Genomic DNA, 23,250 nt, shown 5'->3' with positions numbered 1-23,250 from the left:
CCCGCCGGAACAAGGCTTCTCGGGGAATGCGCTGCAATACGCAGATGACACACCGCAATGCGCTGTCGAAACGCCGAAATCCGGCGTCGGAAATTTCACAGAGCCTTGTTCATCAGCACCGTGGTAAAGCCGCTGTGCCACTCCTCGTCCGGGTAGAAATCGACCTCCGCATAGCCGTGCTTGCCATAGAAGGCGCGGGCCTGCCGGTTGAAAGTGTCGGTCTCCAGGCGAATACGCGCATGGCCTGCGCCTGCGATGGCGGTTTCGGCGTGGCGCAGCAGGGCCGCACCGATTCCCTGGCGTTGGTGACGGGGAGAGACATGCAGGGCATCGATGAATTCGTCGTGCCAGTCGAGCAGGCCGACAACCTCGCCGTCGAGGCAGACGACTTCGAAATGCCTCAGGCGCTCACGCACATAAGCGGCGGTATGCGCGGACGACTCGAAGCGCGCGATGGCGGCGGCGCTCAGCTCGGGCTTCCAGGTAGCTTCGTAGGTTTCGCCGAGGATGCGCAGGATGGCATCGGTGTCGGCAGGTTCGGCGCGGTGAATCAGGACAGGTGTCGTCATGGGCCGCGAGCATAGCCCAAGGGCTACCGCGAAAAGCACGAAGCCCGGCGCAGGGCCGGGCTTCGGATGAAGAAGAGGAAGAATCAGGCGACGCGGCGCATCAGACGTGACTGGATGCTCTGGTGCGCCACGTGCAGGCGCAAGTAGAAGGTATTGCGGCTGCAGCGGCAGTGCCGGTACTTCTGCGAGGCCTCGCTGTCGCGGTTGAGGTAGTGCTCGGTGACCACGTCCTTCTGCTCGTCGGGCAGGTGGTTGATGATCAGGTCCAGCTCCGCGACGCGGTCGAGGATCACCTTGCTGCCCCGTGTGCCGCGAATCATCTCGCCCTTGTTGGCCATCATCATCGCCAGCAGGTTGCCGCCGGCATAACCGCCGCCGGCGCTGCCCGGGCTGTGCATCTCTTCGGCCCAGAGCTTGAGCATTTCATCGATGGGTTTGATCACGGCGTTCCTCCGGCGCGGCTCAGTGCCGGCGCTCCAGTTCATCCAGGGCCTGGCAATCGATGCAGCGGGTACAGCCCGGCGCCGCCAAGCGGCGCGCCGGCGGGATGTCGTCACCGCAGTCTTCGCAGAACTCGGCAGAGCTGATGGCCGCCGAGGAGCGGCGGCTGTGCAGCATGTCCTCGATGCGCTCCAGCATCAGGTCGTTGGCGTAGTCGGCGATATCAGCCACGGCGCACCTCCGCATCGACGGGGGATTCGGGCTGCATCGCGCAGTTCGGGTGTTGGTTCATGAAGGTCTCCTGGCGACATGCCCTCCGTGGTCGCCGAGCCTTCGGCCGCCTGGGTGGTCAGTCGCGATCTATTCGTCGCGGACGCCGACTCATCGGGCGGCATCCCTTGCCGGTACACGGGCAGCGCCTCCCTGGCCCGCCCGCGTCCTCCAGCCTGCCTCCGCTCGTTACGGCCTGCAGGCAACCCGCGGCGTCCTTGCCGCGGTGAGGGGGAAGCCATTGCCTCCCTTCAGCCGAACCGGTTGTCGTCTCTCCGGTGGGCTGCTGGCTTTTATGATTACAACCATAGCTATATTTAGTCAACACCAAAGCTATTTACACGCTACAACCCAGGAGGTAGAGTGCCGCCATGGACAAGACTCCCTCATCGACGCTGGCCGACCGTCTGAAACAGGCGATGGCCTCGCGCAACCTCAAGCAGGAAACCCTGGCCGAAGCCGCCGGGGTTTCGCAGAACACCATCCACAAGCTGACCTCGGGCAAGGCGCAGAGCACGCGCAAGCTGATCGAGATCGCCAGCGCGCTGGGGGTCTCGCCGACCTGGCTGGCTACCGGCGAAGGCACGCCGACGCCGGGCGCCAGCGCACCTGCGCCGCGCCCGGCCGATGGCAGCCCACTGCGACTGGAACCGCTGCACCCATGGGATAGCGACACACCGCTGGACGAGGACGAAGTGGAACTACGCCTGTACAAGGAAGTGGAACTGGCGGCCGGTGCCGGCCGTACCGCGGTGCGCGAGATAGAGGGGCGCAAGCTGCGTTTCTCGTACGCCACGCTGCGCGCCGCGGGGGTCGACCCGGCCGCGGCGATCTGCGCCCAGCTCACCGGCAACAGCATGGAGCCGCTGATCATGGATGGCTCCACCATCGGTATCGACACGGCCACCACGCACATCACCGACGGCGAGATCTACGCCCTGGAACACGAGGGCATGCTGCGGGTGAAGTTCGTCTATCGCCTGCCCGGCGGCGGCATCCGCCTGCGCAGCTTCAACCGCGACGAATACCCCGACGAGGAGTACCCGGCGGAGCAGTTCGACGGCGGGCAGATCCGCCTGATCGGCTGGGTCTTCTGGTGGTCCACGGTGCGCCATCGCCGCGCACCGACCCTGGTTCGCTGAGCCCGTTTCGCCATGAAAAACCCCCGCTTCGGCGGGGTTTTTCCTGTGTGTCGGTTGAAGATAAATACAACCTTTGCTATATTTTCTCTTGTCGCCATCACCATCGGAACAGGAGAGTCCCATGCAGTCGACCGCAGATGTCCGCCCCGCCCCGCGCCCGGAGACGGTGAGCCTGGTCTATCAGATCTTCGGGGATGTCCTGGTGCCGCTGGAGCAGGTGCGCGAGCGCTGGTTCCGCAACCTGAACCGGGAGAATTTCAGCAAGGCGCTGTCCTGCGGGCGCATCGCCCTGCCGGTAACCACGCTGGACGACAGCCACAAGGCGATGCAGTACGTCGCGGTGGATCACCTGGCGGCGTATGTAGAGGAGCGCTCGCAGCAGGCGGACGCCGCCCTCGCCCGGCGCAAGGCGAACCTGCAGGTGGTGGAGGCGCGGCAGGCGGTGTGAGGTTGGGGGTTGGGGTTGTAGGAGCGAGGGGGACGCCATCGTTATTGCTCGCGAAGCCGCCCACTGGTGGAGTAGCCGGCAGACTCTATTCGCGAGCAGGAACCAGGCGTCCCCCCTCGATCCTCCGAAGAGCTTTTTTTCATGAAGCTTTTGCGTCGGGGCTCGCCCTCACCCCAACCCTCTCCCAGAGCGAGAGGGAGCAGCTCGGAGCGAGCGGAAAGTCCCGCGCCAGCCGGTGGATTCGAGCCGACACCTGGTGTGTTCGAGAGCCAATAAAAAAGCCCCGCCGAAGCGGGGCTTTTCATCGAGCCGGCGACTCAGTCGCGGCCATGCACCTTGGCGGTGTGCTCGGCCAGCACTACGGCGCGGAACATCGCGCGGCGCTTGTTGATGGTTTCTTCCCACTCCGCCGCCGGCACCGAGTCGGCGACGATACCGCCGCCGGCCTGCACGTGGAGTTCGCCGTTCTTGATCACTGCGGTGCGGATGGCGATGGCGGTGTCCATGTTGCCGTTCCAGGCGAGATAGCCCACGGCGCCGCCGTAGACGCCGCGCTTGACCGGTTCCAGCTCGTCGATGATTTCCATCGCGCGAATCTTCGGCGCGCCGGACAGGGTGCCGGCCGGCAGGATGGCGCGCAGGGCGTCCATCGCGCTGAGCTTCTCGTTCAGCTGGCCGTTCACGTTGGAGACGATGTGCATGACGTTGGAGTAGCGCTCGATCACCATCTGCTCGGTGACCTTCACGCTGCCGGTCTGCGACACGCGACCAACATCGTTGCGGCCCAGGTCGATGAGCATCAGGTGCTCGGCGATTTCCTTGGCGTCGGAGAGCAGGTCTTCTTCCAGCGCACGGTCGGCCTCTTCGGTCGCGCCGCGCGGGCGGGTGCCGGCGATGGGGCGCACGGTGACTTCACCGTCCTCGACGCGCACCAGCACTTCCGGCGAGCTGCCGACGACGTGGAAGTCGCCGAAGTTGAAGAAGTACATGTAGGGCGTCGGGTTGAAGCAGCGCAGTGCGCGGTACAGGTCGATCGGCGCTGCGCTGAAGTCGATGGACATGCGCTGCGACGGCACGACCTGCATGCAGTCGCCGGCCAGGATGTATTCCTTGATGGTGCCGACGGCGCGCTCGTAGTCCTCGCGGGTGAAGCTGGCGCGGAACTGCGGTTCCGGGGCGTTCACGGCGCTGAAGTCCAGGCCGCGGCGCGGGGTGATCGGCTGGCGCAGGCGCTCCAGCAGTTCTTCCAGCTGGGCCAGGCCGTTGTCATAGGCGTCGGCCTGCGCCGGGTCGGCGAGGACGATCGCGTGCATCTTGCCGGCGAGGTTGTCGAACACGACCACCGCGTCGGAGACCATCAGCAGGATGTCGGGGTTATTCAGCGGATCGGGGTTCGGGCACTGCGCCAGGCGCTGCTCGACGTAGCGCACGCAGTCATAGCCGAAGTAACCGACCAGGCCGCCGTTGAAGCGCGGCAGACCGGCGATGGTCGGCACGCGGTAGCGCTCCTTGAACTCTTCGACGAAGGCCAGCGGGTCGGCGCAGTCGAAGCTCTCGGTCTCGACGCCGTCAACCTTGATGCTCGCCTGGTGGCCGTAGACACGCAGCACGGTGCGGCTGGGCAGGCCGATGATGGAGTAGCGGCCCCACTTCTCGCCGCCCTGCACGGATTCGAGCAGGTAGGTGTTGGGGCCGTCGGCCAGCTTCAGGTAGATCGACAGCGGGGTGTCGAAGTCGGCAAGGGTTTCGCAGGTCAGCGGAATGCGGTTATAGCCTTCGGCGGCCAGGCGCTGGAATTCTTCGCGGGTCATGATCAGCCTCGTGGAATGAGGAGGTAACGGACTTGGTTGCACACACGCGCCGGTCAGACCGGCCAAAGGATGTCAGGCGCGCCAGCGCCAGCGGGCCAGGGCCTTGATGACTTTCATCCAGAGTGTGAGGGGAGCCGTTTCCACGGTGCTGTCTCGCTGAGCGGGAGTTGAGGCGGAGTCGGGCAACACTATCGCTTTGCCCGAGTCGAAGCAAGGCAGCAGATGGCGCAGGTCGTCGAGCACCAGGGTCGGGGTTTCCTCGGCGATGGGGCGGCCGTGATTGTAGCCGTAGCTCAGGCCCACGCTGCGCACGCCGGCAGCCTTGGCGGCGAGGATGTCGTTGCGCGAGTCGCCGACGAACAGGGCCTGCTCCGCCGACACGCCGGCCATCTTCATCACGAACAGCAGTGCGGCCGGGTCGGGCTTCTGCTGCGGCAGGGTGTCGCCGCCGATGATCCAGCGGAAGAACTTGCCCAGCTTCATCTCGTCCAGCAGCGGGCCGACGAAGCGCTCGGGCTTGTTGGTGATCAGCGCCAGCTCGACGTCGCGCTTCTTCAGCCACTTCAGGGTCTCGATCACGCCGGGGTAGACCACGGTCAGCGCGTGGCTGTCGGCGTAGGCATCCATGAACAGCTCGAGGGCACGCTCGGTGTCTTCCTCGCTGACGCCATCGTGTTCGATGTCATTGGCCAGGGCGCGACGCACCAGCACGCGTGCACCGTTGCCGACCCAGTGACGCACCGCGTCCAGGCCGGCCGGCTGGCGCCCGAGCGCCAGCAGCATCTTGTCCACCGCCGCGGCGAGGTCGGGGACCGAATCCACCAGGGTGCCGTCCAGGTCGAACATCACCAGACGCGGCAGCCCGGCGAACGGCAGCTGTGCAGCACTCATCACTTGCGCGCCTGCGCCAGCTCAGCGTGCATGGCGCGGATGACCTCGGCGTAGTCCGGTGCGTTGAAGATGGCGGAGCCGGCAACGAAGGTGTCGGCGCCCGCGGCGGCGATCTCGCGGATGTTCTTCACGTTCACCCCGCCGTCGATCTCCAGGCGGATGTCGCGGCCAGAGGCGTCGATCAGCGCGCGGGCTTCGCGCAGCTTGTCGAGGGTTCCGGGGATGAACTTTTGCCCGCCGAAGCCGGGGTTCACGCTCATCAGCAGGACCATGTCGATCTTGTCCATCACGTACTTGAGCGCATCCAGCGAGGTGGCCGGGTTGAACACCAGGCCGGCCTTGCAGCCGCCGTCCTTGATCAGTTGCAGGGAACGGTCGATGTGCTGCGAGGCTTCCGGGTGGAAGGTGATGTAGGTGGCGCCGGCCTCGATGAAGTCGCCGATGATGCGGTCCACCGGGGAAACCATCAGGTGCACGTCGATGGGCGCGGTGACGCCGTACTTGCGCAGCGCCGTGCAGACCATCGGGCCGATGGTGAGGTTCGGCACGTAGTGGTTGTCCATCACATCGAAGTGAACGATGTCGGCGCCGGCGGCGAGCACCTTGTCCACATCCTCGCCCAGGCGGGCGAAGTCGGCGGAAAGGATCGACGGAGCGATGGCGTAGGGTTGCATGGCGCACCTCTGTGGGCGGAAATCACGGATGGCGCGCATTGTAGCCGCTCGGACGGCTCGAAGGGGATCGGGCCGATAGTCGAAGCGAAAAGGACGGTATCAGGCAGGAAAGCAGGCAAAAAAAAATCGCGGATCGATCCCGCCCCTGTGGGTGAGCACAGGGGCGCAACCGTCCGCGAAACACTGTGAATCAGGAAGTCGGTGCGGTACGCAGTTTCTCGCTGCGGCCACGCAGCCACTCGAGGGTCAGCAGGAGCACGACGGAGAAGCCGATCAGCAGGGTCGCCGCGGCGGCGATGGTCGGGCTGAGGTTCTCGCGAATGCCACTGAACATCTGGCGCGGCAGGGTGGCCTGCTCGGGACCGGCGAGGAACAGGGTCACCACCACTTCGTCAAAGGAGGTGGCGAAGGCGAACAACGCGCCGGAAATCACACCGGGAGCGATCAGCGGCAGGGTGACCTTGAAGAAGGTCAGAACCGGTGGCGCGCCCAGGCTGGCGGCGGCGCGCACCAGGTTGTAGTTGAAGCCCTGCAGGGTCGCCGACACGGTGATGATGACGAACGGCACACCCAGTACCGCGTGGACGATGATCAGCGAGATGTAGCTGTTGCCCAGGCCGAGCGGAGCGAAGAACAGGTAGCTCGCCACGCCGATGATTACCACCGGCACAACCATCGGCGAGATCACCAGGCTCATGACCAGTGCCTTGCCGCGGAACTCGCCGCGGGTCAGGCCGATCGACGCCAGAGTGCCGAAGACCATCGCCAGCACCGTGGCCGCCGGGGCGACGATGATGCTGTTGGTCAGCGCACGCATCCACTCGGCGGAGTTGAAGAAGTCGGCGTACCAGCGCAGGGAGAAGCCCTGCAGCGGGTAGACCAGGAAGGTGCCGGAGTTGAACGACAGCGGCACGATGACCAGCACCGGCAGCACCAGGAACAGCAGGATCAGGCCGCAGAGGATGCGCAGCGTGTAGAACCACACGCGCTCGACCGGGGACATGTACGGGCTCAGCATCTTCTTGTTCTCCTCATCAGCCCAGGCGCAGGCGGCTCGCGCCCACCAGCCAGCCATAGATCACGTAGAGCACCAGGGTGGCGAACAGCAGCAGGCCGCCCAGGGCCGTGGCCATGCCCCAGTTGATGGTGGTGTTGGTGTAGAAGGCGACGAAGTAGCTGACCATCTGGTCGTTCGGACTGCCCAGCAGCGCCGGGGTGATGTAGTAGCCGATCGACAGGATGAACACCAGCAGGCAGCCGGCGCCGACACCGGCCACGGTCTGCGGGAAGTAGACCTTCCAGAAGCTGGAGAACGGATGGCAGCCCAGGGAGATCGCGGCGCGCATGTAGCTGGGGGAAATGCCCTTCATCACGCTGTAGATCGGCAGGATCATGAACGGCAGCATGATGTGGACCATGGAGATGTACACGCCGGTGCGGTTGAACACCAACTGCAATGGCTCGTCGATCAGGCCCATCTTCAATAGCGCACCGTTGATCAGGCCGCCCGACTGCAACAGCACGATCCACGCGGCGACGCGCACCAGGATCGAGGTCCAGAACGGCAGCAGCACCATGATCATCAGCAGGTTGGACTTGCGGGTCGGCAGGATCGCCAGCAGGTAGGCCAACGGGTAGGCCAGCGCCAGGCAGATCAGGGTGATCACCGCGCCCATCCAGAAGGTGCGGGCGAAGATGTCCAGGTAGATCGACTGGTCCGGCGTTGCGCGGGCGATTTCGCCCAGGTCATCGATGCGGTGATCGAGCGCCGCCAGCAGGTAATAAGGAGTGACGGAGCTGGCGTTGCGGCGGATCGCCTGCCAGTAGGCCGGGTCGCCCCAGCGCTCGTCCAGTGCCTCCATCGCGTCCTTGTAAGACGCCGGCTGCTCCTTGAACGGCAGCGCACGGGCGGTCTTGGACAGCAGGCTGCGGTAGCCGGCCAGCTCCATGTTCAGGCGCTTGGACAGGTCACCGATGGTCTGGTTCTTGCGCGCGGCGACCAGGTCGTCGCTCAGTGCCTTGTACACCTCGTCCGAGGGCAGCGACTTGCCGTCCCAGGCGGAAATGGCGTTGACGGTCAGCGGCAGCGCACCGACGACCTCGGGGTTGTTCACGCTCTTGTAGAGCAGTGCCGCGATGGGCACGAGGAAGGTCAGCAGGAGGAAGACCAGCAGGGGCAGGACCAGCGCCTGCGACTTCAGGCGGTTCATCCGCTCCGCGCGCGCCAGGCGCTGCTTGAGGGTGGGGCCGGCGACCTCGTTCATCGACACAGCGGTGGCCATAGCGAACTCCGGTAAAACGGGCCGCCCGGGAGCGGCCAAGGTGTGGTGTCAGGAGGAGCCGCCGCGAGGGGGCGGCGGTTCCGGTCCGTCACGGTCCGGGCGACCGTGACGGTAAGGGCTTGCTTACTTGGCGGCCCAGGCGTTGAAGCGCTGTTCCAGCTGCTCGCCGTAGTCAGCCCAGAAGGTCACGTCCATACCGACCTGGCCCTGCATGTTTTCCGGGGTGGTCGGCATGTCTTTCAGCAGCTCCTTGCTCAGCAGCGGTACGGCATTCTTGTTGACCGGGCCGTAGGCGATGTTCTCGGAGTAGGTCTTCTGCTGCTCGGGCTGAACCGAGAAGGCGATGAACTTCAGGCTCTCGTCGACCTTCTTGGCGCCCTTCGGGATGGCCCAGGCGTCGAAGTCGTAGATGCCACCGTTCCAGACGATCTTCAGGTTGCTCTCTTTCTGCACGGCGGCGATGCGGCCGTTGTAGGCGGAGCTCATGACCACGTCACCCGAAGCGAGGTACTGCGGCGGCTGGGCGCCGGCTTCCCACCACTGGATGTTCGGCTTGATCTGGTCGAGTTTCTTGAAGGCGCGATCCTGGCCTTCCTTGGTCGCCAGCACCTTGTAGACGTCCTTGGGCGCGACGCCGTCGGCCATCAGGGCGAATTCCAGGGTGTACTTGGCGCCCTTGCGCAGGCCGCGCTTGCCCGGGAATTTCTGGGTGTCCCAGAAATCGGCCCAGCTGGTCGGAGCGGTCTTCAGTTTGTCGGCGTTGTAGGCCAGCACGGTGGACCAGACGAAGAAGCCCACACCGCAGTTGCTCACGGCGCCCGGTACGTAGTCTTCGGCCTTGCCGAGGATGGCCGGGTCGATGGTTTCGAACAGGCCTTCGTCACAGCCGCGGGCCAGTTCCGGCGATTCGACTTCCACCAGGTCCCAGGAGACGCTGTTGGTGTCGACCATGGCCTTCACCTTGGCCATCTCGCCGTTGTACTCGCCGGCGACGATCTTGTTGCCGGTGCTCTTCTCGTAGGGACCGTAGAACGCCTTCACCTGGGCGTTCTTGTTGGCGCCGCCGAAGGACACCACGGTCAGGTCGGTAGCGGCCATGGACTGGGCCGCGAAGGCCACGCCCAGAGTCAGCGCTGCGAGTTTGAGCCCCGATGCTTTCAAGGACTTCGACATTATTGTTGTCTCCACAGTGTGCAGGTTTGTTTTTCTTGGATGCGTCCGGGAGTGGCCGGGCCGCGCTGTTACGCCGCGGACAGTGGGTCGAGCGCGCGGACGTGCTCGACTTCCCAGCCCAGCGGAACCACGTCGCCAACACTGAGCGCAGGATCGAGCTCGGCGATCGGCTGTTTGACGAAGAAATCGGTACGGCCGCAGACCTCCAGGCGAATGCGCACGTGGTCACCCAGGTAGATGAACTCGGCGACGCGGCCGGAGAAGCGGTTCGCGCAGTTTTCACTGTGGCCGTTCAGGCGCACGCGCTCGGGGCGGATCGACAGGCTGACGGTGTCGCCGACGTTGCCGACGTTGACCGCCAGCGCCTCGACCTTCTCGCCACGGGCCAGGCCCACGGTGCAGCGCTCGCCATTGCGGGCCTGGAGCTGGCCGGCAATGCGGTTGTTCTCGCCGATGAAGTTGGCGACGAAGGAGTTGCGCGGGTGTTCGTAGAGTTCCGCCGGCGGGGCGATCTGCTGGATCTCGCCCTGGTGGAACACGGCCACGCGGTCGGACATGGTCAGGGCTTCGCCCTGGTCGTGGGTCACGTAGACCACGGTCACGCCCAGGCGCTGGTGGATGTGCTTGATCTCCATCTGCATGTGCTCGCGCAGCTGCTTGTCGAGCGCACCCAGGGGTTCGTCCATCAGCACCAGTTGCGGCTCGAAGACCAGCGCACGGGCCAGGGCCACGCGCTGCTGCTGACCACCGGAAAGCTGGCCGGGATAGCGACCGGCGAAGCTGTCGAGCTGGACCATGGACAGCGCGCGCTTCACACGTTCGCTCACGTCGGTCTTGCTCATGCCGCGCACGGAGAGCGGGAAGGCCAGATTCTCGGCCACCGTCATGTGCGGGAACAGGGCATAGTTCTGGAACACCATGCCGATGTCGCGCTTGTGCGGGGGGACGTTGTTGATGGCGCGGCCGGCGAGCTGAATTTCACCGGCGGTAGGAGTTTCGAAACCGGCCAGCATCATCAGGCTGGTGGTCTTGCCGGAACCGGAAGGCCCCAGCAGTGTCAGGAATTCGCCTTTGCGAATGTCCAGATTGAGGTCCTTCACGATGAGGGATTCGCCGTCGTAGCTCTTCTGCACGCCACGGAAACTCACCAGCACATCGTTTGCCTGATTCTCGGCCATCACCGCACCTTTGTTTTTTTGTAAATGCCGTTGATCTCAAGCCTAGAGAAGCTGGACCGGGGCGCAAATCGGGCGGTATGAGAGATTGCTATAAGGCTTAGAGAGGATGCTTTGTAGGGCTCGCCCTACAAAAAACAGCGAAACAGACTGCCGACCAGCTTGTGCTCGGCAGCCCGTCGATCAGCGCTTGGCCCAGGCCTGGAAGCGCTGCTCCAGCGCGTCGCCATGCTCGGCCCAGAATGCCACGTTCATGCCCACGGCATTGGCGATGTTCTGCGGTGCGGTGGGCAGGTTGGCGGCCACGTCCGGCGCCAGCAGTTCCACGGCCTTGCGGTTGGTCGGGCCGTAGGAGATGTTCTCGGCGAAAGCCTTCTGCTGCTGCGGCTGGCCGGCGAAGTTGACGAACTGTTCGGCCAGCTCCTTCTTGAACACACCCGAGGGCAGCGCCCAGAAGTCGAAGTCGTAGATGCCGCCGGCCCAGACCATGCGGAAGCCCTTCTGCTCGGCCTGCGCGGCGGCGATCCGGCCGTTATAGGCAGAACTCATCACCACGGTGCCATCGGCGAGGTCACGCACCGGGTCCTGGCCGGACTTCCACCAGTTGATGCTCGGCTTGAGTTCGTCGAGCTTGCGGAAAGCACGGTCGACGCCGTCGTTGGTCGCGAGCACCTTGTAGACGTCCTTGGGCGCGACGCCGTCGGCCATCAGGGCGAATTCCAGGCTGTACTTGGCGCCCCAGCGCAGGCCGCGCTTGCCGGGGAATTTCTTCGTGTCCCAGAAATCCGCCCAGCTGCCGGGCGTGCCCTGCAGCTTGCTCTGGTTGTAGGCCAGCAGCGTGGTCCAGACGAAGATGCCGACGCCGCACGGTTGCACCGCGCCGGGAACGAAATCGGCAGTGTTGCCCAGGGTCTTGGGATCGAGCTTCATGAACAGCCCTTCCTCGCAACCGCGCGCGAGTTCGGGGGCCTCGACCTCCACCACGTCCCAGGACACATGGCTGATTTCCACCATGCGCTTGAGCTTGGCCAGGTCGCCGTTGTAGGAGCCGTGTACGACGGCGTTGCCGGTCACTTCCTTGAACGGCTTGTAGAAGGCCGCTTCCTGCGCCTGCTTGTTGGCGCCACCGAAGGAAATCACCGTGACGTAGTCCGCCAGCGCCGGCATCGCAGCGCTCCCCAGCAGGCCGAACAGCAGCCCTCCCCTTACCGCTCGCAACATCTTCTTCTCCTTGTTATCACGACGTACTGCATGAAGCCGGCAATCATTCCCTGCCTCACGCCCGCTAGATAGACGGTGTGTTACAGAAATCGGACACGTCGCACAGAGTGGAGGGAAAATTCAGCGAGCGATCTGCCGCAGGTCAAGCCGGCGTCGCGGGGCGGTCAGACGAGCTTGTGCTCCATGGCGTAACGCACCAGGTCAGCCACCGAGTTGGCGTTGAGTTTCTGCATCAGCCGCGCCTTGTGGGTGCTGATGGTCTTGCTGCTCACCGCCAGTTGCTGGGCGATCTCGTTGACGCCCTCGCCCTGCACCAGGCGCTCGAACACCGAGAACTCGCGCTCCGAGAGCAGCGCATGGGGCGGGCGCGAATCGGTCAGGCCGACTTCGAAGACCATGCGGTCGGCGAGATCGGGGTCGATGTAGCGGCCGCCGCTGGCGACCTTGCGGATCGCCGTGAGCAGCAGCGCCGGGTCGCTGTCCTTGGTGGCGTAGCCGGCGGCGCCGACCTTCAGCGCACGGGCGACCATCTGCACCTCGTCATGCATGGACAGCATCAGGATCGCCGGCGGGTTGTTCAGCGCGCGGATGCGCGGGATGGCTTCCAGGCCGTTGACGCCAGGCATGGAGATGTCCAGCAGGACCACTTCACACGGCGTCTGGCGCAGGGTTTCGAGCAACTGCTCGCCGTTGGTGGCCTCGCCGACCACCTGCAGGTCCTTGGCCATGCCGATCAGTTGCTTGATGCCCTCGCGCACGATCGTATGGTCTTCCGCCACCAGCACTCGAATCACCGCCTTTCCTCCCGTTCCACGCTTGTCATTGTCGTTATGGTTTTCGCCCGGTCACGCACTTCTGGAGCGCAACGGCACGCGGATCCACAGCGTGGTGCCCTCCCCGGGCTGGCTGTCGATCTGCAGGGTGCCGCCGAACATCAGTACCCGCTCGCGCATGCCCACCAGGCCAAAGGAAACGCCCTGGCGCGTAGCGTTCGGATCGAAGCCCACGCCGTCGTCGGCGATGCGCAGGCACAACTCGCGCCCTTCGACGCTCAGCTGCAATTCCACAGTATGCGCCTGGGCATGGCGCATGACATTGGTCAGCGCCTCCTGGAGGATGCGGAACAGCCCGATGGCCTTGGCATCGGACAGCTCCGGCGGATTCTCCGGCACCTGCACCAGGCAGGGAATCTGCGTACGCGATTCGAAGCGACGCGCCTGCCATTCCACCGCCGAGCCGATGCCGGCATCGAGGATCGGCGGCCGCAGCGCAGTAGCCACGTCGCGGACCAGCTGGAACAGCTGGGCGATCAGGCGCTTCATGTTGTCCAGGCGCTCGCGCAGGCCGCTATCCAGCTCGGCGTAGGCCAGTTCGCACATGGAGGTTTCCAGCTTGAGCACGGTGAGCACCTGGCCCAGTTCATCGTGCACTTCGCGGGCGATGCGCGCCTTCTCCTCCTCCCGCACGCTCTCCAGGTGTGCCGACAGCTCGCGCAGTTGCGCGCGGGAATCCTGCAGTTCCAGCTCGATCTGCTTGTGTTCGGTGATGTCCCAGACCACGCCGTCCCAGGCCGGGCGACCGTCATCCAGGGTCCGCACCGTAGCCTTGATGTCGACCCAGCGCGGCTCGTGGCTGCGGGTGAGGATGCGGCCTTGCCACAGCCAGTTGCGATGGCCTTCCACCGCGTCCAGCTGGCTGGCCAGGTAGCTCTCGCGCTCGGACGGATGCACCAGGCCCATGATGCCCAGGCCGCTCTCGCGCAGGTAACCGGGCGAGTAACCCAGCGAGGTTTCGCTGCCGCCGGTGATGAAGCTGATGTAGGCGAAATCGGAATCGTCATCCGGCGCGTTGGGCTCCAGGCGGAACACCAGCCCCGGCACGTTGGCGGCGATACCCTGCAGGCGCGCCTCGCTCTCTTCCAGCGCGGCGCGGGCGCGGCGGCGCTCGGTGACGTCGGTGAGAAACACCAGCAGGTATTCCGAATCGCCGAAACGCAGGAAGCTCAGCGAAACGTCCGCCGGCAGCCATTGGCCATCGGCGCGCAGGCAGCGGGTCTCGAAGCTCAGCGGCGCCTCGTCGGCATTGCGCGCGCGGCGCCAGAGGTTGAGCCAGCGGTCCATGTTCAGCGTCGGTTCGAAATCCGACAGCGGCCGGTCCACCACCGCTCCCGGCAGGTAGCCGAGCATCTCCTCGGCCGCACGGTTGGCGTAGCGCACGTGGCTGTCCCAGTTGACCCAGAGGATGCCCACGGTGCTGCTGTCGATGGCGAACTGGGTCAGGCGCAAGGCCTGCTCCGCCGCCTGGCGTAATTCGATATCACGGCGCGCGGCAAGCAGGCGCGACTCCAGCGCGCGGTGCTGGCGACGCAGCCAGAGCAGCGCGGCAACCGCCAATAGAAGGAGCAGGCCTAGCAGGATGCAGAGGTTCTGCCAGAAGCCGGGGGAGGAACCCAGGCGCGGGTAGGTCGGTTGCAGCCAGCGCTCGTGGAGCTGGTCGAGGTCCTTGGCCGGCACCGCGCGCAGGGCCGCGTCGATGATCCCGGCCAGTTCCGGCAAACCGCGCCGGGTCGCTACGCGCAGCAGCTGCGGGTAGCCGATATCGGCCACCACCAGCAGGCCGGTGAACTCGGTTTCGCGGGTCAGGCGCGCCAGCTGCGCCTCGTCGATCACCGCGTAATTGGCCTCGCGACCGAGCACCTTGCGCAGCACCTCGCGGTCGCTGTCGACGACTTGCAGGGTCAGCCCCGAGTAGGTGCCGCGCAGGTAGTCCACCACCGGACCGGGGCCGCGCACGGAGACCGACTCGCCTTCGCCGAGGGTATCCAGCTCTACCGAAGTGCCGCTGCGGCGATCGCCCACAACGAGGCGAGGCACACGCAGGTAGGGGTCGGAGAACAGCCAGTCGCGTAAGGTCGAAGGCGTCTGGCTGACGCCGGGCGCGAGGTCGATTTCGCCAGCGCGCACCGCTTTCTCCAGCGCGGCCTGGTCGGGATAGGTGCGCCATTCCAGGCTGACGTGCAGGGCCTTGGCCAGCCACTCCAGCAGTTCGACGTTGGCCCCGGAGAGCTGCTGCAGGCGGCGATCCTGCTGCACGTAAGGTGCCTCGAGCACCGCGCCAACGCGTAGCTGCGGATGCTCGGCGAGCCACGCGAGTTGCGCCTGATCCAGGGTCAACGGCGGCGCGGCGGTTTCCGCCACAGCCAGCAACGGCAGGCAGCAGAGCCAGGCCAGGCAGGCTTTCCAGAACAGACATCTCATGCCGACAGCACCATGGATTTCACTCAGGTCAAAGCAAATGGCCGGCATACCTTACAGCAACCCCGGTTGAACCCGGCACGCCTGCGCCTGACAAAGCTAATACAAGCCGCTAGGCTGGCCGCTCTCGCGCCCGCCGCTTGCTGCCCGCCAGACAGGGATATCTTCGATGCTGCATTTGCCTCGCCCGACGCTTCTCGCCCTCAGCCTGTGCCTCGGCCTTGCGCCGCTGGGCGCCAGCCAGGCCGAAGACGCCAAGCCCGCTGCCGAAAAGCCGGCCGCTGCGCCGGTAGTGCGCCCGGCGGTGAGCGAACGCAGCCAGGACGAAGCCAGTGGCCTGGTGCGCCAGTTGCCTGAAAGCGAACGCCAGGAACTCAAGGCCGGCGACGAAACCTTCCTCGCCCTCTGGCTGCCGGCCAATGCCGCCGACGCCTCGGGCGCAGTGATCCTGATTCCCGGCGATGGCGAAAGCGCCGACTGGCCGGTAGCGATCGGCCCGCTGCGGCGCAAATTGCCCGATGCCGGCTGGCAGACCCTGGCCGTCACCCTGCCCGACCCGCAAAGCACCGCGCCGATCCCACGGCCGAAGGAGTCGCCGGACAAGGCCAGCGCCGACACCGACGCCACGGCCACCGATAGCGCCAGCAAACCCGAAGTGAAAGGCAGCGAAGGCAGCGCAACGCCGACCCCGGAAAGCACAGGCGAAGCCGGCAGCGCCGAGCCGGCCCAGGCCAGCGCCGAAGCCCCGCCGCCGCCCACCGACCCGGTGGAACTGCGCAAGGCCCACGCCGAGCGCGTGCTGGCGCGCATCCAGGCGGCCGTCGAACTGGCCCAGCAGCACAACCCGAAAACTATTGTCCTGCTCGGCCACGGCACCGGCGCCTACTGGGCGACCCGCTACCTGGGCGAACGCACGCCCGCCGAAATCAAGAACCTGCTGCTGGTGGCGCCGGAGATGCCGCGCGACTTCAAGCCGTCGCTGGACGAGACCGTGCCGCTGCTGAACCTCGCCACTGGCGACTTCTATTACAAGGACAAGGCGCCTGACGTGGCGGCCGCCAAGCTGCGCCTGCAGGCAAGCAAGCGGCAGAAGGCACCGAACTACGTGCAGATCGGCATGAACGCCCTGCCCGCCGACCTGGGCACCGAGCAGGACCAGCTCTACCGGCGCATCCGCGGCTGGCTGTCGATGCATCTGGAGCCGATCGAGCAGCCCTGAGGGCCGTCCGACTCAGCGAAAGCCGCGACGCTGGCGCACCAGCAGGTAGGCGTCCTGGATCTCGCGGGTCCGGTTGGTCGCCGCGGCGATCCGCTCGGGGCTCGCGCCCATGCCTTCGAGCTTGTCCGGGTGGTTCTGGCTGATCAGTTTGCGGTAGGCACGCTTGATCTCCTCCGGTTCGCTCTCCGCTGTCACGCCCAACAGTCGCAGCGCTGCGGTGTAGGACTCACGCGGCGTGGCGCGCGGCTTGGGCGGTTCGGCGCCCGCTGACAGCGCCAGCACCCTGGAGCGGGAAAGCCCCAGCGAGTCGCCCCACTGCAGCAGCAGGTTCTTCTGCGCAGCGTTCGGTGCTCCGCCTGCCCAGGCCATGCGCCAACAGGCCTGGATCAACCCCTCGGCTGTAGCCTCCTGGCCATGGCGCTGGCGCAGGCCGGCGTCCAGCAACTCACCGCCGAGCTTGCCGCGACCGAAGGCATCGATGGCCTGCCGACGAGCCTTGTCATCCAGTTGCAGACGCTGCATTTCAGCCCGCGCTTGCTGGATATGCGCATCGACCACACGACCGCGACTCTTGGCCAGCCGGCCCAGCAACAGGAAGAGCAACTCCCGGTCGCCCACCCGCGGCCCGCCGCGCAACTGATCGAACAGCCCCGTCCAGGTGCGCTGCTTCAGGCGCCGGTCGAGCACCTGGCCCAGCAACGCACCGAGCATGGCGCCCGGAATGCTTGCCAATGCCCAGCCGGCGATGACGCCCACCAGGGTCCCCGGCCAGAACACCTCAGCCCTCCGCCAGCTGGCGTTCGACTTCCGCCAGGCGATCGTGGGTGCCGACGTCGATCCAGCGTCCGCGATGATGGATGCCGCTCACCCGGCCGGCTTCCATGGCCCGGCGCAGCAGCGGCGCCAGCTTGAAGGCGCCGGGCTCGCAGCCCTCGAACAGCTCGGGGCGGAGGATGGCGATGCCGCTGTAGGTCAGGCTCGGCTGGCCTTCGCGGTAATCGCTGACGCGGCCTCCGCTGAGGCAGAAATCGCCGCGTGTGTGGTGACCGGGGTTGTCCACCAGCACCAGATGCACCAGATCGTCCTCGGCCAGCGCGCCTTGCAGGCTGGCGTAATCGAAGTCGGTCCAGATGTCGCCGTTGGCAATGACGAAGGCCCCGTCACCCAGCAGCGGCAGCGCCCTGAAGATGCCGCCGCCGGTTTCCAGCGGTTCGCCCTCCGGTGAGTAGCGGATACTCACGTCGAACGCCGAACCGTCGCCCAGGTGATCCTCGATCTGCTGGCCGAGCCAGGCGTGATTGATCACCAATTGATCGAACCCGGCCCGGCGCAGGGCCTGCAGCTGGTACTCGATCAGCGGCACGCCAGCGGCGCGCACCAGTGGTTTGGGCGTGTGCAGGGTCAGCGGGCGCAGGCGTTCGCCCTTGCCCGCCGCGAGGATCATGGCCTTCATGCGGGGTGTGTCTCGTCTTTGGGCAGGCTGGCCAGCAGCGCGGCGAGGTCGGCCAACTCCGGCCGGCGCGCGATGACGCTCTCCAGGTAGCGGAAGAAGCGCGGCACGTCGCCGAGGTAGCGCGGCTTGCCGTCGCGGTGGCAGATACGCGCGAAGATGCCGATCACCTTCAGGTGGCGCTGGGCGCCCATCAGGTCGCTGGCGCGGAAGAAGGTCTCGAAGCTGTCCGGCAGCGGGATGCCCGCAGCCTGGGCCTTGCGCCAGTAGCGCGACAGGCCGTCGTGCACGCGCGGCTCAGGCCAACTGAGGAAGGCGTCCTTATATAGGCAGGTCACGTCGTAGGTCACCGGGCCATAGACTGCATCCTGGAAGTCCAGGATGCCGGGGTTCGGCTCGCTGAGCATCAGGTTGCGCGGCATGTAGTCGCGGTGCACGAAGACGCGCGGTTGCTCCAGGGCGCTTTGCACCAGCAGGTCGCAGGTGCGCTCCCAGCGGGCGAGCTGCTCGCCTTCCAGGGTCACGCCGAGGTGGCGTTGCAGGTACCACTCGGGGAACAGCTGCAGCTCACGGCGCAGCAGGGCCTCATCGTAGGCCGGCAGGCGTTCGGCGACATTGACCTGCTGGAAGGCCACCAGGGCATCGAGGGCCTCCTCGAACAGCTCCTCGGCATTCTGCGCGGTGAGTACATCCAGGTAGGTCTGGCGCCCCAGATCATCCAGCAGCAGGAAGCCCTGCTCGACATCCTCGGCCAGAATCTTCGGAACATGCACCCCGGCCTCGGCCAGCAGGCCGGCGACCTTGATGAAGGGCTGGACGTTCTCCTGGGGTGGCGGGGCGTCCATCACGATCAGGCTGCGACCCTCGCCCTGCCAGCGGAAATACCGGCGGAAACTGGCGTCGCTGCTGGCCGCAGTGAAGCTGGCCTCGGGCACCGGGCCCCAGCCCTGCGCGTTGAACACTGCGGGCAAACTCAAGTCCAACCAGCCGATCATCTGCTGGTAACGGGCATCCTGTGACATTTCTATGGGTTCTCCACGGCGCTAGCCGTTGCGCGGGTCATGCTTTATTATCCAGCATCTTTTTGAGCCCATCGAGAGGCGTGCGGTCCGCTTTGGGCCGATGGCTCGCAGGAAGCCCGGATTAACAAGATGGCAGTGAATTTCCCCGTGTTCCGTAGAAAATTCCCCTTACTGGTGACCGGTGGCCTGCTGGCTATCCAGCCGCTCGCCTCTGTGACCGCGGCACCCGGTGAGCAGTTCGCCTGCCAGCCCTCCGCGTCCGGCGCCTGGGACTGTTCCTCGCAGAACAGCGCCAGCAGCGTACCGCGCCCACAGCATGGCGCCAGCTCGGTCAGCGCCGGCGGCACCGCCGCCGCCAGCAGCTCGAAGTCCTCGGGCAGCTCGAGCAGCAGCGCCGGCGAAGAGCCGAAACAGCTGGTCACCGAGTCCGGCGGTCGCGGCCTGAAGTCGCGCAGCAACGACTACAGCCACCTTGACTGGATCCCGCGCGACAAGCTCACCGCCGCCCAACAGGCGGAAATGGGCCCGTATTGCAGCGGTGCCTATGTCGAGCCGACCCGCCCGGGCATGAACGACAAGACGCCGAACGACGAGGCCCCGACCTACGTATCGGCGAAAGTGTCCCGCTACGAGCAGGAAAAGCAGGTCGCCACCCTCGCGGGGAACGTGGTCCTGCGCCAGGGCAGCATGCAGGTGGAGGCCGACGAGGCCAACCTGCACCAGGCCGAGAACCGTGGCGAGCTGGTCGGCAACGTCAAGTTGCGCGACAACGGTGCGCTGATCGTCGGCGACCACGCCGAACTGCAACTGGACAATGGCGCGGCGAAGATCGACAACGCCGAGTACGTCATGCACCAGGCGCAGATCCGCGGCAGCGCGCTGTACGCCAAGCGCCAGGAAGACGCGATCATCCAGCTCAAGGACGGCACCTACACCCGTTGCGAACCCAGCAGCAACGCGTGGGTCCTCAAGGGCAACAACATCAAGCTGAACCCGGCCACCGGTTTCGGTACCGCGACCAACGCGACCCTGCGGGTGAAGGACATTCCGGTCTTCTACACCCCGTACATCTATTTCCCGATCGACAACCGTCGTCAGTCCGGCTTCCTGGCACCCTCCTTCGCCAGTTCGACCGACACCGGCTTCACGCTGACCACGCCGTACTACTTCAACCTGGCGCCCAACTACGACGCCACGTTGTATCCGCACTACATGGTCAAGCGCGGCCTGCTGATGGAAGGCGAGTTCCGCTACCTGACCCACAGCAGCGAAGGCCAGGTCACCGCGGCCTACCTGAACGACAAGAACGACGACCGCAAGGACTTCCCACAGTACACCGACACCCGCTGGCTGTACGGCTGGAAGAACACCAGCGGCCTGGATTCGCGCCTGATGGCGCAGGTCGACTACACCCGCATCAGCGACCCGTACTACTTCCAGGACCTGGATACTTCGCTGGGTATCGGTTCGCCGACCTATGTCAACCAGCAGGGCATCCTCACCTATCGCGGCGACAGCTACACCGCCAAGCTGAACGCGCAGTCCTACCAGCTGGCGACCGTGACCGACGTCACCCCGTATGATCGCCTGCCGCAGCTCACTCTGGACGGCAAACTGCCGTTCAACCCGGGCGGTCTGAACTTCACTTACAGCACCGAGGCCGTGCGCTTCGATCGCGACCTCGACGAGGGTTACTACCGCATCGACGTAGATAACCCAACACTCTATCCGCGCCCGGATACATCTTTGACCGGCCTCGCCCGCGCAAACGGTGATCGCTTCCACGCCGAGCCGGGCGTCAGCCTGCCGATGAACCGCAGCTGGGGCTTCATGACTCCGACGGTCAAGGCGCTGTATACCAAGTACGATCTGGACCTGGACGGCAAGGGCAAGTCCACGCTGCCGTCGTACATCGACTACGACAGCAGCCCGGACCGCTCGATGGGCCTGGCCAAGCTGGATTCCGGCCTGTACTTCGACCGCGACACCACCTTCGGCGGCACCAAGTTCCGTCAGACCCTGGAACCACGCGCGATGTACCTGTACGTCCCGTACAAGAACCAGGACAACCTGCCGACCTTCGATACCGGCGAGTTCACCTTCAGCTACGACTCGCTGTGGCGTGAGAACCGCTTCACTGGTCGTGACCGCATCGGCGACGCCAACCAGCTGTCCCTCGGCCTGGGTTCGCGCTTCATCGAAGACGATGGCTTCGAGCGCGCCTACATCGCCGCCGGCCAGATCTACTACTTCAGCGACCGTCGCGTACAGTTGCCCGGCCTGACCGAAGACGACCTTCGCGCCAGCGGCGCGAAGAACCCGGACGCCGACACCTGGCGTTCGCCCTACGCACTTACCGGTGTCTATCGTTTCAACCATGACTGGTTCGCCAGCTCCGACTTCAACTGGAACCCGAACACCAACCATACCGACAACGGTAACCTGATGTTCCACTACCAGCCCGAAGCCGATCCCCGCAAGGTGCTGAACGCCGGCTACCGCTACCGTGCGGACAGCAAGCGCTTCAACCCGAACACCGGCCAGTTCGAGTACGGCAGCGACGAGTACAAGATCGAACAGCATGACTTCTCGTTCATCTGGCCGGTCCTGCCACAGTGGGCCGCCATCGGCCGCTGGCAGTTCGACTACAACCAGAGCCGTACGCTGGAAGCCTTCGGTGGCTTCGAGTACGACAGCTGCTGCTGGAAGCTGCGCCTGATCAATCGCTACTGGGTCGACTACGACGACGAGGAATTCGTGACCTCCACGTCCAAGGCCGACCGCGGTATCTTCCTTCAAATCATCTTGAAAGGCCTTGGCGGCGTGGTTGGCAACCAGGTGGAAGGCTTCCTCGACCAAGGTATCCAGGGTTATCGTCAACGTGAAGACAATGCTATGTAAGGCCCTGCGCCCGCTGATGCTGGGCGCGCTGTTGGCAAGTTCCGTCGTGCACGCCGAAGTGGTTCCTCTGGATCGCGTGGTCGCCATCGTCGATAACGACGTGGTGATGCAGAGCCAGCTGGACCAGCGCCTGCGCGAAGTCCGTGCAACCATCCAGAAGCGCGGTGCGCCGCTGCCGCCCGAGCACGTGCTGACCCAGCAGGTGCTCGAGCGCCTGATCATCGAGAACATCCAGCTGCAGATCGGTGATCGCTCCGGCGTTCGTATCACCGACGAAGAGCTGAACCAGGCCATGGGCACCATTGCCCAGCGCAACAACATGAGCCTGGACCAGTTCCGCGCCGCCCTGTCCCACGACGGCCTGTCCTACGACGAGGCCCGCGAGCAGGTACGCCGTGAGATGATCATCAGCCGTGTGCGCCAGCGCCGTGTGGCCGAGCGCATCCAGGTCAGCGAGCAGGAAGTGCAGAACTTCCTCGCCTCCGACCTCGGCAAGATCCAGCTCTCCGAAGAGTACCGGCTGGCCAACATCCTGATCCCGGTCCCCGACAGCGCATCGCCGGAAACTGTTCAGGCTGCGGCCCGTCAGGCCCAGGAAATGTACGAGCAGCTCAAGCAGGGCGCCGACTTCGGCCAGCTGGCAGTGTCCCGCTCGGCTGGCGACAACGCCCTGGAAGGCGGCGAGATCGGCTGGCGCAAGGCTGCCCAGCTGCCCTCCCCGTTCGACAGCATGGTCGGCAGCCTGACCGTGGGCGACGTGACCGAGCCGGTCCGCACCCCGGGCGGCTTCATCATCATCAAGCTGGAAGAAAAGCGCGGTGGCAGCAAGATGCTGCGCGACGAAGTCCACGTCCGCCACATCCTGCTCAAGCCCAGCGAGATTCGCAGCGAAGAAGAGACCCAGCGTCTGGCCGAAAAGCTCTATGAGCGCATCCAGGCTGGCGAGAGCTTCGCCGATCTGGCGAAGAAGTTCTCCGAAGACCCGGGCTCCAAGCTCAACGGTGGCGACCTCAACTGGGTCGATCCGGAATCCCTGGTACCGGAGTTCCGCGAGGTGATGAACAACGCGCCGCAGGGCCAGGTCACCAAGCCGTTCCGCTCGCCGTTCGGCTGGCACGTGCTGGAAGTCCTCGGCCGTCGTGCCACCGACAGCAGCGACAAGTTCCGCGAGCAACAAGCCGCCCAGACCCTCCGCGCACGCAAGTACGACGAGGAACTGCAGGCCTGGCTACGCCAGATCCGCGACGAAGCCTACGTCGAGATCAAGCAGTAAGCAGCACGAGTCGCTCAGAAAGAAACCCGGCCTT

Annotated in this window: 21 protein-coding genes; 5 read left to right on the top strand and 16 right to left on the bottom strand. The window is 65.4% G+C overall.

Annotation, left to right across the window (positions count from 1 at the left end):
* Nucleotides 1–95: 95 nt before the first annotated feature.
* The 3 genes from ABKS89_RS02920 to ABKS89_RS02910 form a co-directional block, all read right to left on the bottom strand.
* Complete coding sequence (locus ABKS89_RS02920; protein WP_348589137.1) at nucleotides 96–569, bottom strand: GNAT family N-acetyltransferase; 474 nt, start codon at nucleotides 567–569, stop codon at nucleotides 96–98.
* 83 nt (nucleotides 570–652) lie between these two features.
* A complete protein-coding gene (locus tag ABKS89_RS02915) occupies nucleotides 653–1,012 on the bottom strand; it encodes a PA0613 family protein (protein WP_348589138.1) in 360 nt (119 codons plus the stop codon).
* A gap of 19 nt (nucleotides 1,013–1,031) precedes the next feature.
* Entirely contained in the window at nucleotides 1,032–1,241 is a 210-nt protein-coding gene (locus tag ABKS89_RS02910) for a TraR/DksA C4-type zinc finger protein (RefSeq protein WP_253442620.1), read from the bottom strand.
* Nucleotides 1,242–1,651: 410 nt separating this feature from the next.
* On the opposite strand from ABKS89_RS02910, the gene ABKS89_RS02905 reads away from it, so the two are divergent.
* Together ABKS89_RS02905 and ABKS89_RS02900 are read left to right on the top strand one after the other, a co-directional pair.
* Nucleotides 1,652–2,422: an XRE family transcriptional regulator gene (locus ABKS89_RS02905; protein ID WP_138212988.1), complete on the top strand. Its 771-nt coding sequence runs from the start codon at nucleotides 1,652–1,654 to the stop codon at nucleotides 2,420–2,422.
* 121 nt (nucleotides 2,423–2,543) lie between these two features.
* On the top strand, nucleotides 2,544–2,870 hold the full coding sequence (locus ABKS89_RS02900) for a pyocin activator PrtN family protein (RefSeq protein ID WP_138212989.1): 327 nt from the start codon (nucleotides 2,544–2,546) through the stop codon (nucleotides 2,868–2,870).
* Nucleotides 2,871–3,187: 317 nt separating this feature from the next.
* Here ABKS89_RS02900 and trpE read toward each other — a convergent pair whose 3' ends face one another.
* From trpE to ABKS89_RS02850, 10 genes are all read right to left on the bottom strand, one after another.
* Nucleotides 3,188–4,681: an anthranilate synthase component I gene (trpE, locus tag ABKS89_RS02895; protein ID WP_348589139.1), complete on the bottom strand. Its 1,494-nt coding sequence runs from the start codon at nucleotides 4,679–4,681 to the stop codon at nucleotides 3,188–3,190.
* A 72-nt stretch (nucleotides 4,682–4,753) separates the two neighbouring features.
* Nucleotides 4,754–5,572: a phosphoglycolate phosphatase gene (locus ABKS89_RS02890; RefSeq protein ID WP_348589140.1), complete on the bottom strand. Its 819-nt coding sequence runs from the start codon at nucleotides 5,570–5,572 to the stop codon at nucleotides 4,754–4,756.
* The gene (rpe, locus tag ABKS89_RS02885; protein ID WP_138212992.1) at nucleotides 5,572–6,246 is read right to left on the bottom strand and encodes a ribulose-phosphate 3-epimerase; all 675 of its coding nucleotides are present in this window, start codon (nucleotides 6,244–6,246) and stop codon (nucleotides 5,572–5,574) included. The genes ABKS89_RS02890 and rpe overlap by 1 nt, the downstream gene beginning before the upstream one ends.
* Nucleotides 6,247–6,436: 190 nt before the next feature.
* On the bottom strand, nucleotides 6,437–7,264 hold the full coding sequence (locus ABKS89_RS02880; RefSeq protein WP_045214142.1) for an ABC transporter permease: 828 nt from the start codon (nucleotides 7,262–7,264) through the stop codon (nucleotides 6,437–6,439).
* A gap of 16 nt (nucleotides 7,265–7,280) precedes the next feature.
* Nucleotides 7,281–8,528 (bottom strand): ABC transporter permease, encoded by a 1,248-nt coding sequence (locus ABKS89_RS02875; protein WP_138212993.1) that lies wholly within the window; start codon nucleotides 8,526–8,528, stop codon nucleotides 7,281–7,283.
* A 123-nt stretch (nucleotides 8,529–8,651) separates the two neighbouring features.
* A complete protein-coding gene (locus tag ABKS89_RS02870) occupies nucleotides 8,652–9,701 on the bottom strand; it encodes an ABC transporter substrate-binding protein (RefSeq protein WP_138212994.1) in 1,050 nt (349 codons plus the stop codon).
* A 68-nt stretch (nucleotides 9,702–9,769) separates the two neighbouring features.
* Nucleotides 9,770–10,879, bottom strand: a complete 1,110-nt coding sequence (locus tag ABKS89_RS02865) for an ABC transporter ATP-binding protein (protein ID WP_138212995.1) — start codon at nucleotides 10,877–10,879, stop codon at nucleotides 9,770–9,772.
* Nucleotides 10,880–11,059: 180 nt separating this feature from the next.
* Entirely contained in the window at nucleotides 11,060–12,097 is a 1,038-nt protein-coding gene (locus tag ABKS89_RS02860; protein ID WP_138212996.1) for an ABC transporter substrate-binding protein, read from the bottom strand.
* Nucleotides 12,098–12,261: 164 nt separating this feature from the next.
* Nucleotides 12,262–12,891 (bottom strand): response regulator, encoded by a 630-nt coding sequence (locus tag ABKS89_RS02855; protein ID WP_138212997.1) that lies wholly within the window; start codon nucleotides 12,889–12,891, stop codon nucleotides 12,262–12,264.
* Nucleotides 12,892–12,942: 51 nt separating this feature from the next.
* The gene (locus tag ABKS89_RS02850; RefSeq protein ID WP_348589141.1) at nucleotides 12,943–15,354 is read right to left on the bottom strand and encodes a PAS domain-containing sensor histidine kinase; all 2,412 of its coding nucleotides are present in this window, start codon (nucleotides 15,352–15,354) and stop codon (nucleotides 12,943–12,945) included.
* Between the two features lie 166 nt (nucleotides 15,355–15,520).
* Between ABKS89_RS02850 and ABKS89_RS02845 the strand changes: the two genes are divergently transcribed.
* On the top strand, nucleotides 15,521–16,570 hold the full coding sequence (locus ABKS89_RS02845) for an alpha/beta hydrolase family protein (RefSeq protein ID WP_348589142.1): 1,050 nt from the start codon (nucleotides 15,521–15,523) through the stop codon (nucleotides 16,568–16,570).
* Nucleotides 16,571–16,582: 12 nt separating this feature from the next.
* Here the strand turns inward: ABKS89_RS02845 and ABKS89_RS02840 are convergent, their stop codons facing one another.
* From ABKS89_RS02840 to ABKS89_RS02830, 3 genes are read right to left on the bottom strand one after another with little or no spacing between them, the layout of a single operon-like run.
* Nucleotides 16,583–17,347 carry a DnaJ domain-containing protein gene (locus ABKS89_RS02840; RefSeq protein ID WP_138213000.1) on the bottom strand — a complete coding sequence of 255 codons (765 nt, stop codon included), beginning with the start codon at nucleotides 17,345–17,347 and terminating at the stop codon, nucleotides 16,583–16,585.
* Between the two features lies 1 nt (nucleotide 17,348).
* A complete protein-coding gene (gene murU, locus ABKS89_RS02835; protein ID WP_348589143.1) occupies nucleotides 17,349–18,023 on the bottom strand; it encodes an N-acetylmuramate alpha-1-phosphate uridylyltransferase MurU in 675 nt (224 codons plus the stop codon).
* Nucleotides 18,020–19,042: an aminoglycoside phosphotransferase family protein gene (locus ABKS89_RS02830; RefSeq protein WP_348589144.1), complete on the bottom strand. Its 1,023-nt coding sequence runs from the start codon at nucleotides 19,040–19,042 to the stop codon at nucleotides 18,020–18,022. The genes murU and ABKS89_RS02830 overlap by 4 nt, the downstream gene beginning before the upstream one ends.
* Before the next feature lie 129 nt (nucleotides 19,043–19,171).
* Between ABKS89_RS02830 and ABKS89_RS02825 the strand changes: the two genes are divergently transcribed.
* Both ABKS89_RS02825 and ABKS89_RS02820 read left to right on the top strand, forming a co-directional pair.
* Nucleotides 19,172–21,943 carry an LPS-assembly protein LptD gene (locus ABKS89_RS02825; protein WP_348589145.1) on the top strand — a complete coding sequence of 924 codons (2,772 nt, stop codon included), beginning with the start codon at nucleotides 19,172–19,174 and terminating at the stop codon, nucleotides 21,941–21,943.
* The gene (locus ABKS89_RS02820; protein ID WP_138213004.1) at nucleotides 21,924–23,216 is read left to right on the top strand and encodes a peptidylprolyl isomerase; all 1,293 of its coding nucleotides are present in this window, start codon (nucleotides 21,924–21,926) and stop codon (nucleotides 23,214–23,216) included. The genes ABKS89_RS02825 and ABKS89_RS02820 overlap by 20 nt, the downstream gene beginning before the upstream one ends.
* The last annotated feature ends 34 nt before the right edge of the window (nucleotides 23,217–23,250 follow it).

The organism is Pseudomonas sp. LABIM340, from assembly GCF_040017195.2.
Taxonomy (GTDB): Bacteria; Pseudomonadota; Gammaproteobacteria; order Pseudomonadales; family Pseudomonadaceae; genus Pseudomonas.
Note: the sequence above shows the minus strand (reverse complement) of the source record. Positions and strands in the feature narration are given on the sequence as shown.

What these genes read in the sequence shown, in the direction of transcription:
- ABKS89_RS02890 (WP_348589140.1), bottom strand. Translation starts at nt 5,572, where the DNA reads ATGAGTGCTGCACAGCTGCCGTTCGCCGGGCTGCCGCGTCTGGTGATG.
- ABKS89_RS02830 (WP_348589144.1), bottom strand. Translation starts at nt 19,042, where the DNA reads ATGTCACAGGATGCCCGTTACCAGCAGATGATCGGCTGGTTGGACTTG.
- trpE (WP_348589139.1), bottom strand. Translation starts at nt 4,681, where the DNA reads ATGACCCGCGAAGAATTCCAGCGCCTGGCCGCCGAAGGCTATAACCGC.
- ABKS89_RS02860 (WP_138212996.1), bottom strand. Translation starts at nt 12,097, where the DNA reads ATGTTGCGAGCGGTAAGGGGAGGGCTGCTGTTCGGCCTGCTGGGGAGC.
- ABKS89_RS02880 (WP_045214142.1), bottom strand. Translation starts at nt 7,264, where the DNA reads ATGCTGAGCCCGTACATGTCCCCGGTCGAGCGCGTGTGGTTCTACACG.
- murU (WP_348589143.1), bottom strand. Translation starts at nt 18,023, where the DNA reads ATGAAGGCCATGATCCTCGCGGCGGGCAAGGGCGAACGCCTGCGCCCG.
- rpe (WP_138212992.1), bottom strand. Translation starts at nt 6,246, where the DNA reads ATGCAACCCTACGCCATCGCTCCGTCGATCCTTTCCGCCGACTTCGCC.
- ABKS89_RS02875 (WP_138212993.1), bottom strand. Translation starts at nt 8,528, where the DNA reads ATGGCCACCGCTGTGTCGATGAACGAGGTCGCCGGCCCCACCCTCAAG.
- ABKS89_RS02870 (WP_138212994.1), bottom strand. Translation starts at nt 9,701, where the DNA reads ATGTCGAAGTCCTTGAAAGCATCGGGGCTCAAACTCGCAGCGCTGACT.
- ABKS89_RS02900 (WP_138212989.1), top strand. Translation starts at nt 2,544, where the DNA reads ATGCAGTCGACCGCAGATGTCCGCCCCGCCCCGCGCCCGGAGACGGTG.
- ABKS89_RS02845 (WP_348589142.1), top strand. Translation starts at nt 15,521, where the DNA reads ATGCTGCATTTGCCTCGCCCGACGCTTCTCGCCCTCAGCCTGTGCCTC.
- ABKS89_RS02865 (WP_138212995.1), bottom strand. Translation starts at nt 10,879, where the DNA reads ATGGCCGAGAATCAGGCAAACGATGTGCTGGTGAGTTTCCGTGGCGTG.
- ABKS89_RS02905 (WP_138212988.1), top strand. Translation starts at nt 1,652, where the DNA reads ATGGACAAGACTCCCTCATCGACGCTGGCCGACCGTCTGAAACAGGCG.
- ABKS89_RS02850 (WP_348589141.1), bottom strand. Translation starts at nt 15,354, where the DNA reads ATGAGATGTCTGTTCTGGAAAGCCTGCCTGGCCTGGCTCTGCTGCCTG.
- ABKS89_RS02920 (WP_348589137.1), bottom strand. Translation starts at nt 569, where the DNA reads ATGACGACACCTGTCCTGATTCACCGCGCCGAACCTGCCGACACCGAT.
- ABKS89_RS02825 (WP_348589145.1), top strand. Translation starts at nt 19,172, where the DNA reads ATGGCAGTGAATTTCCCCGTGTTCCGTAGAAAATTCCCCTTACTGGTG.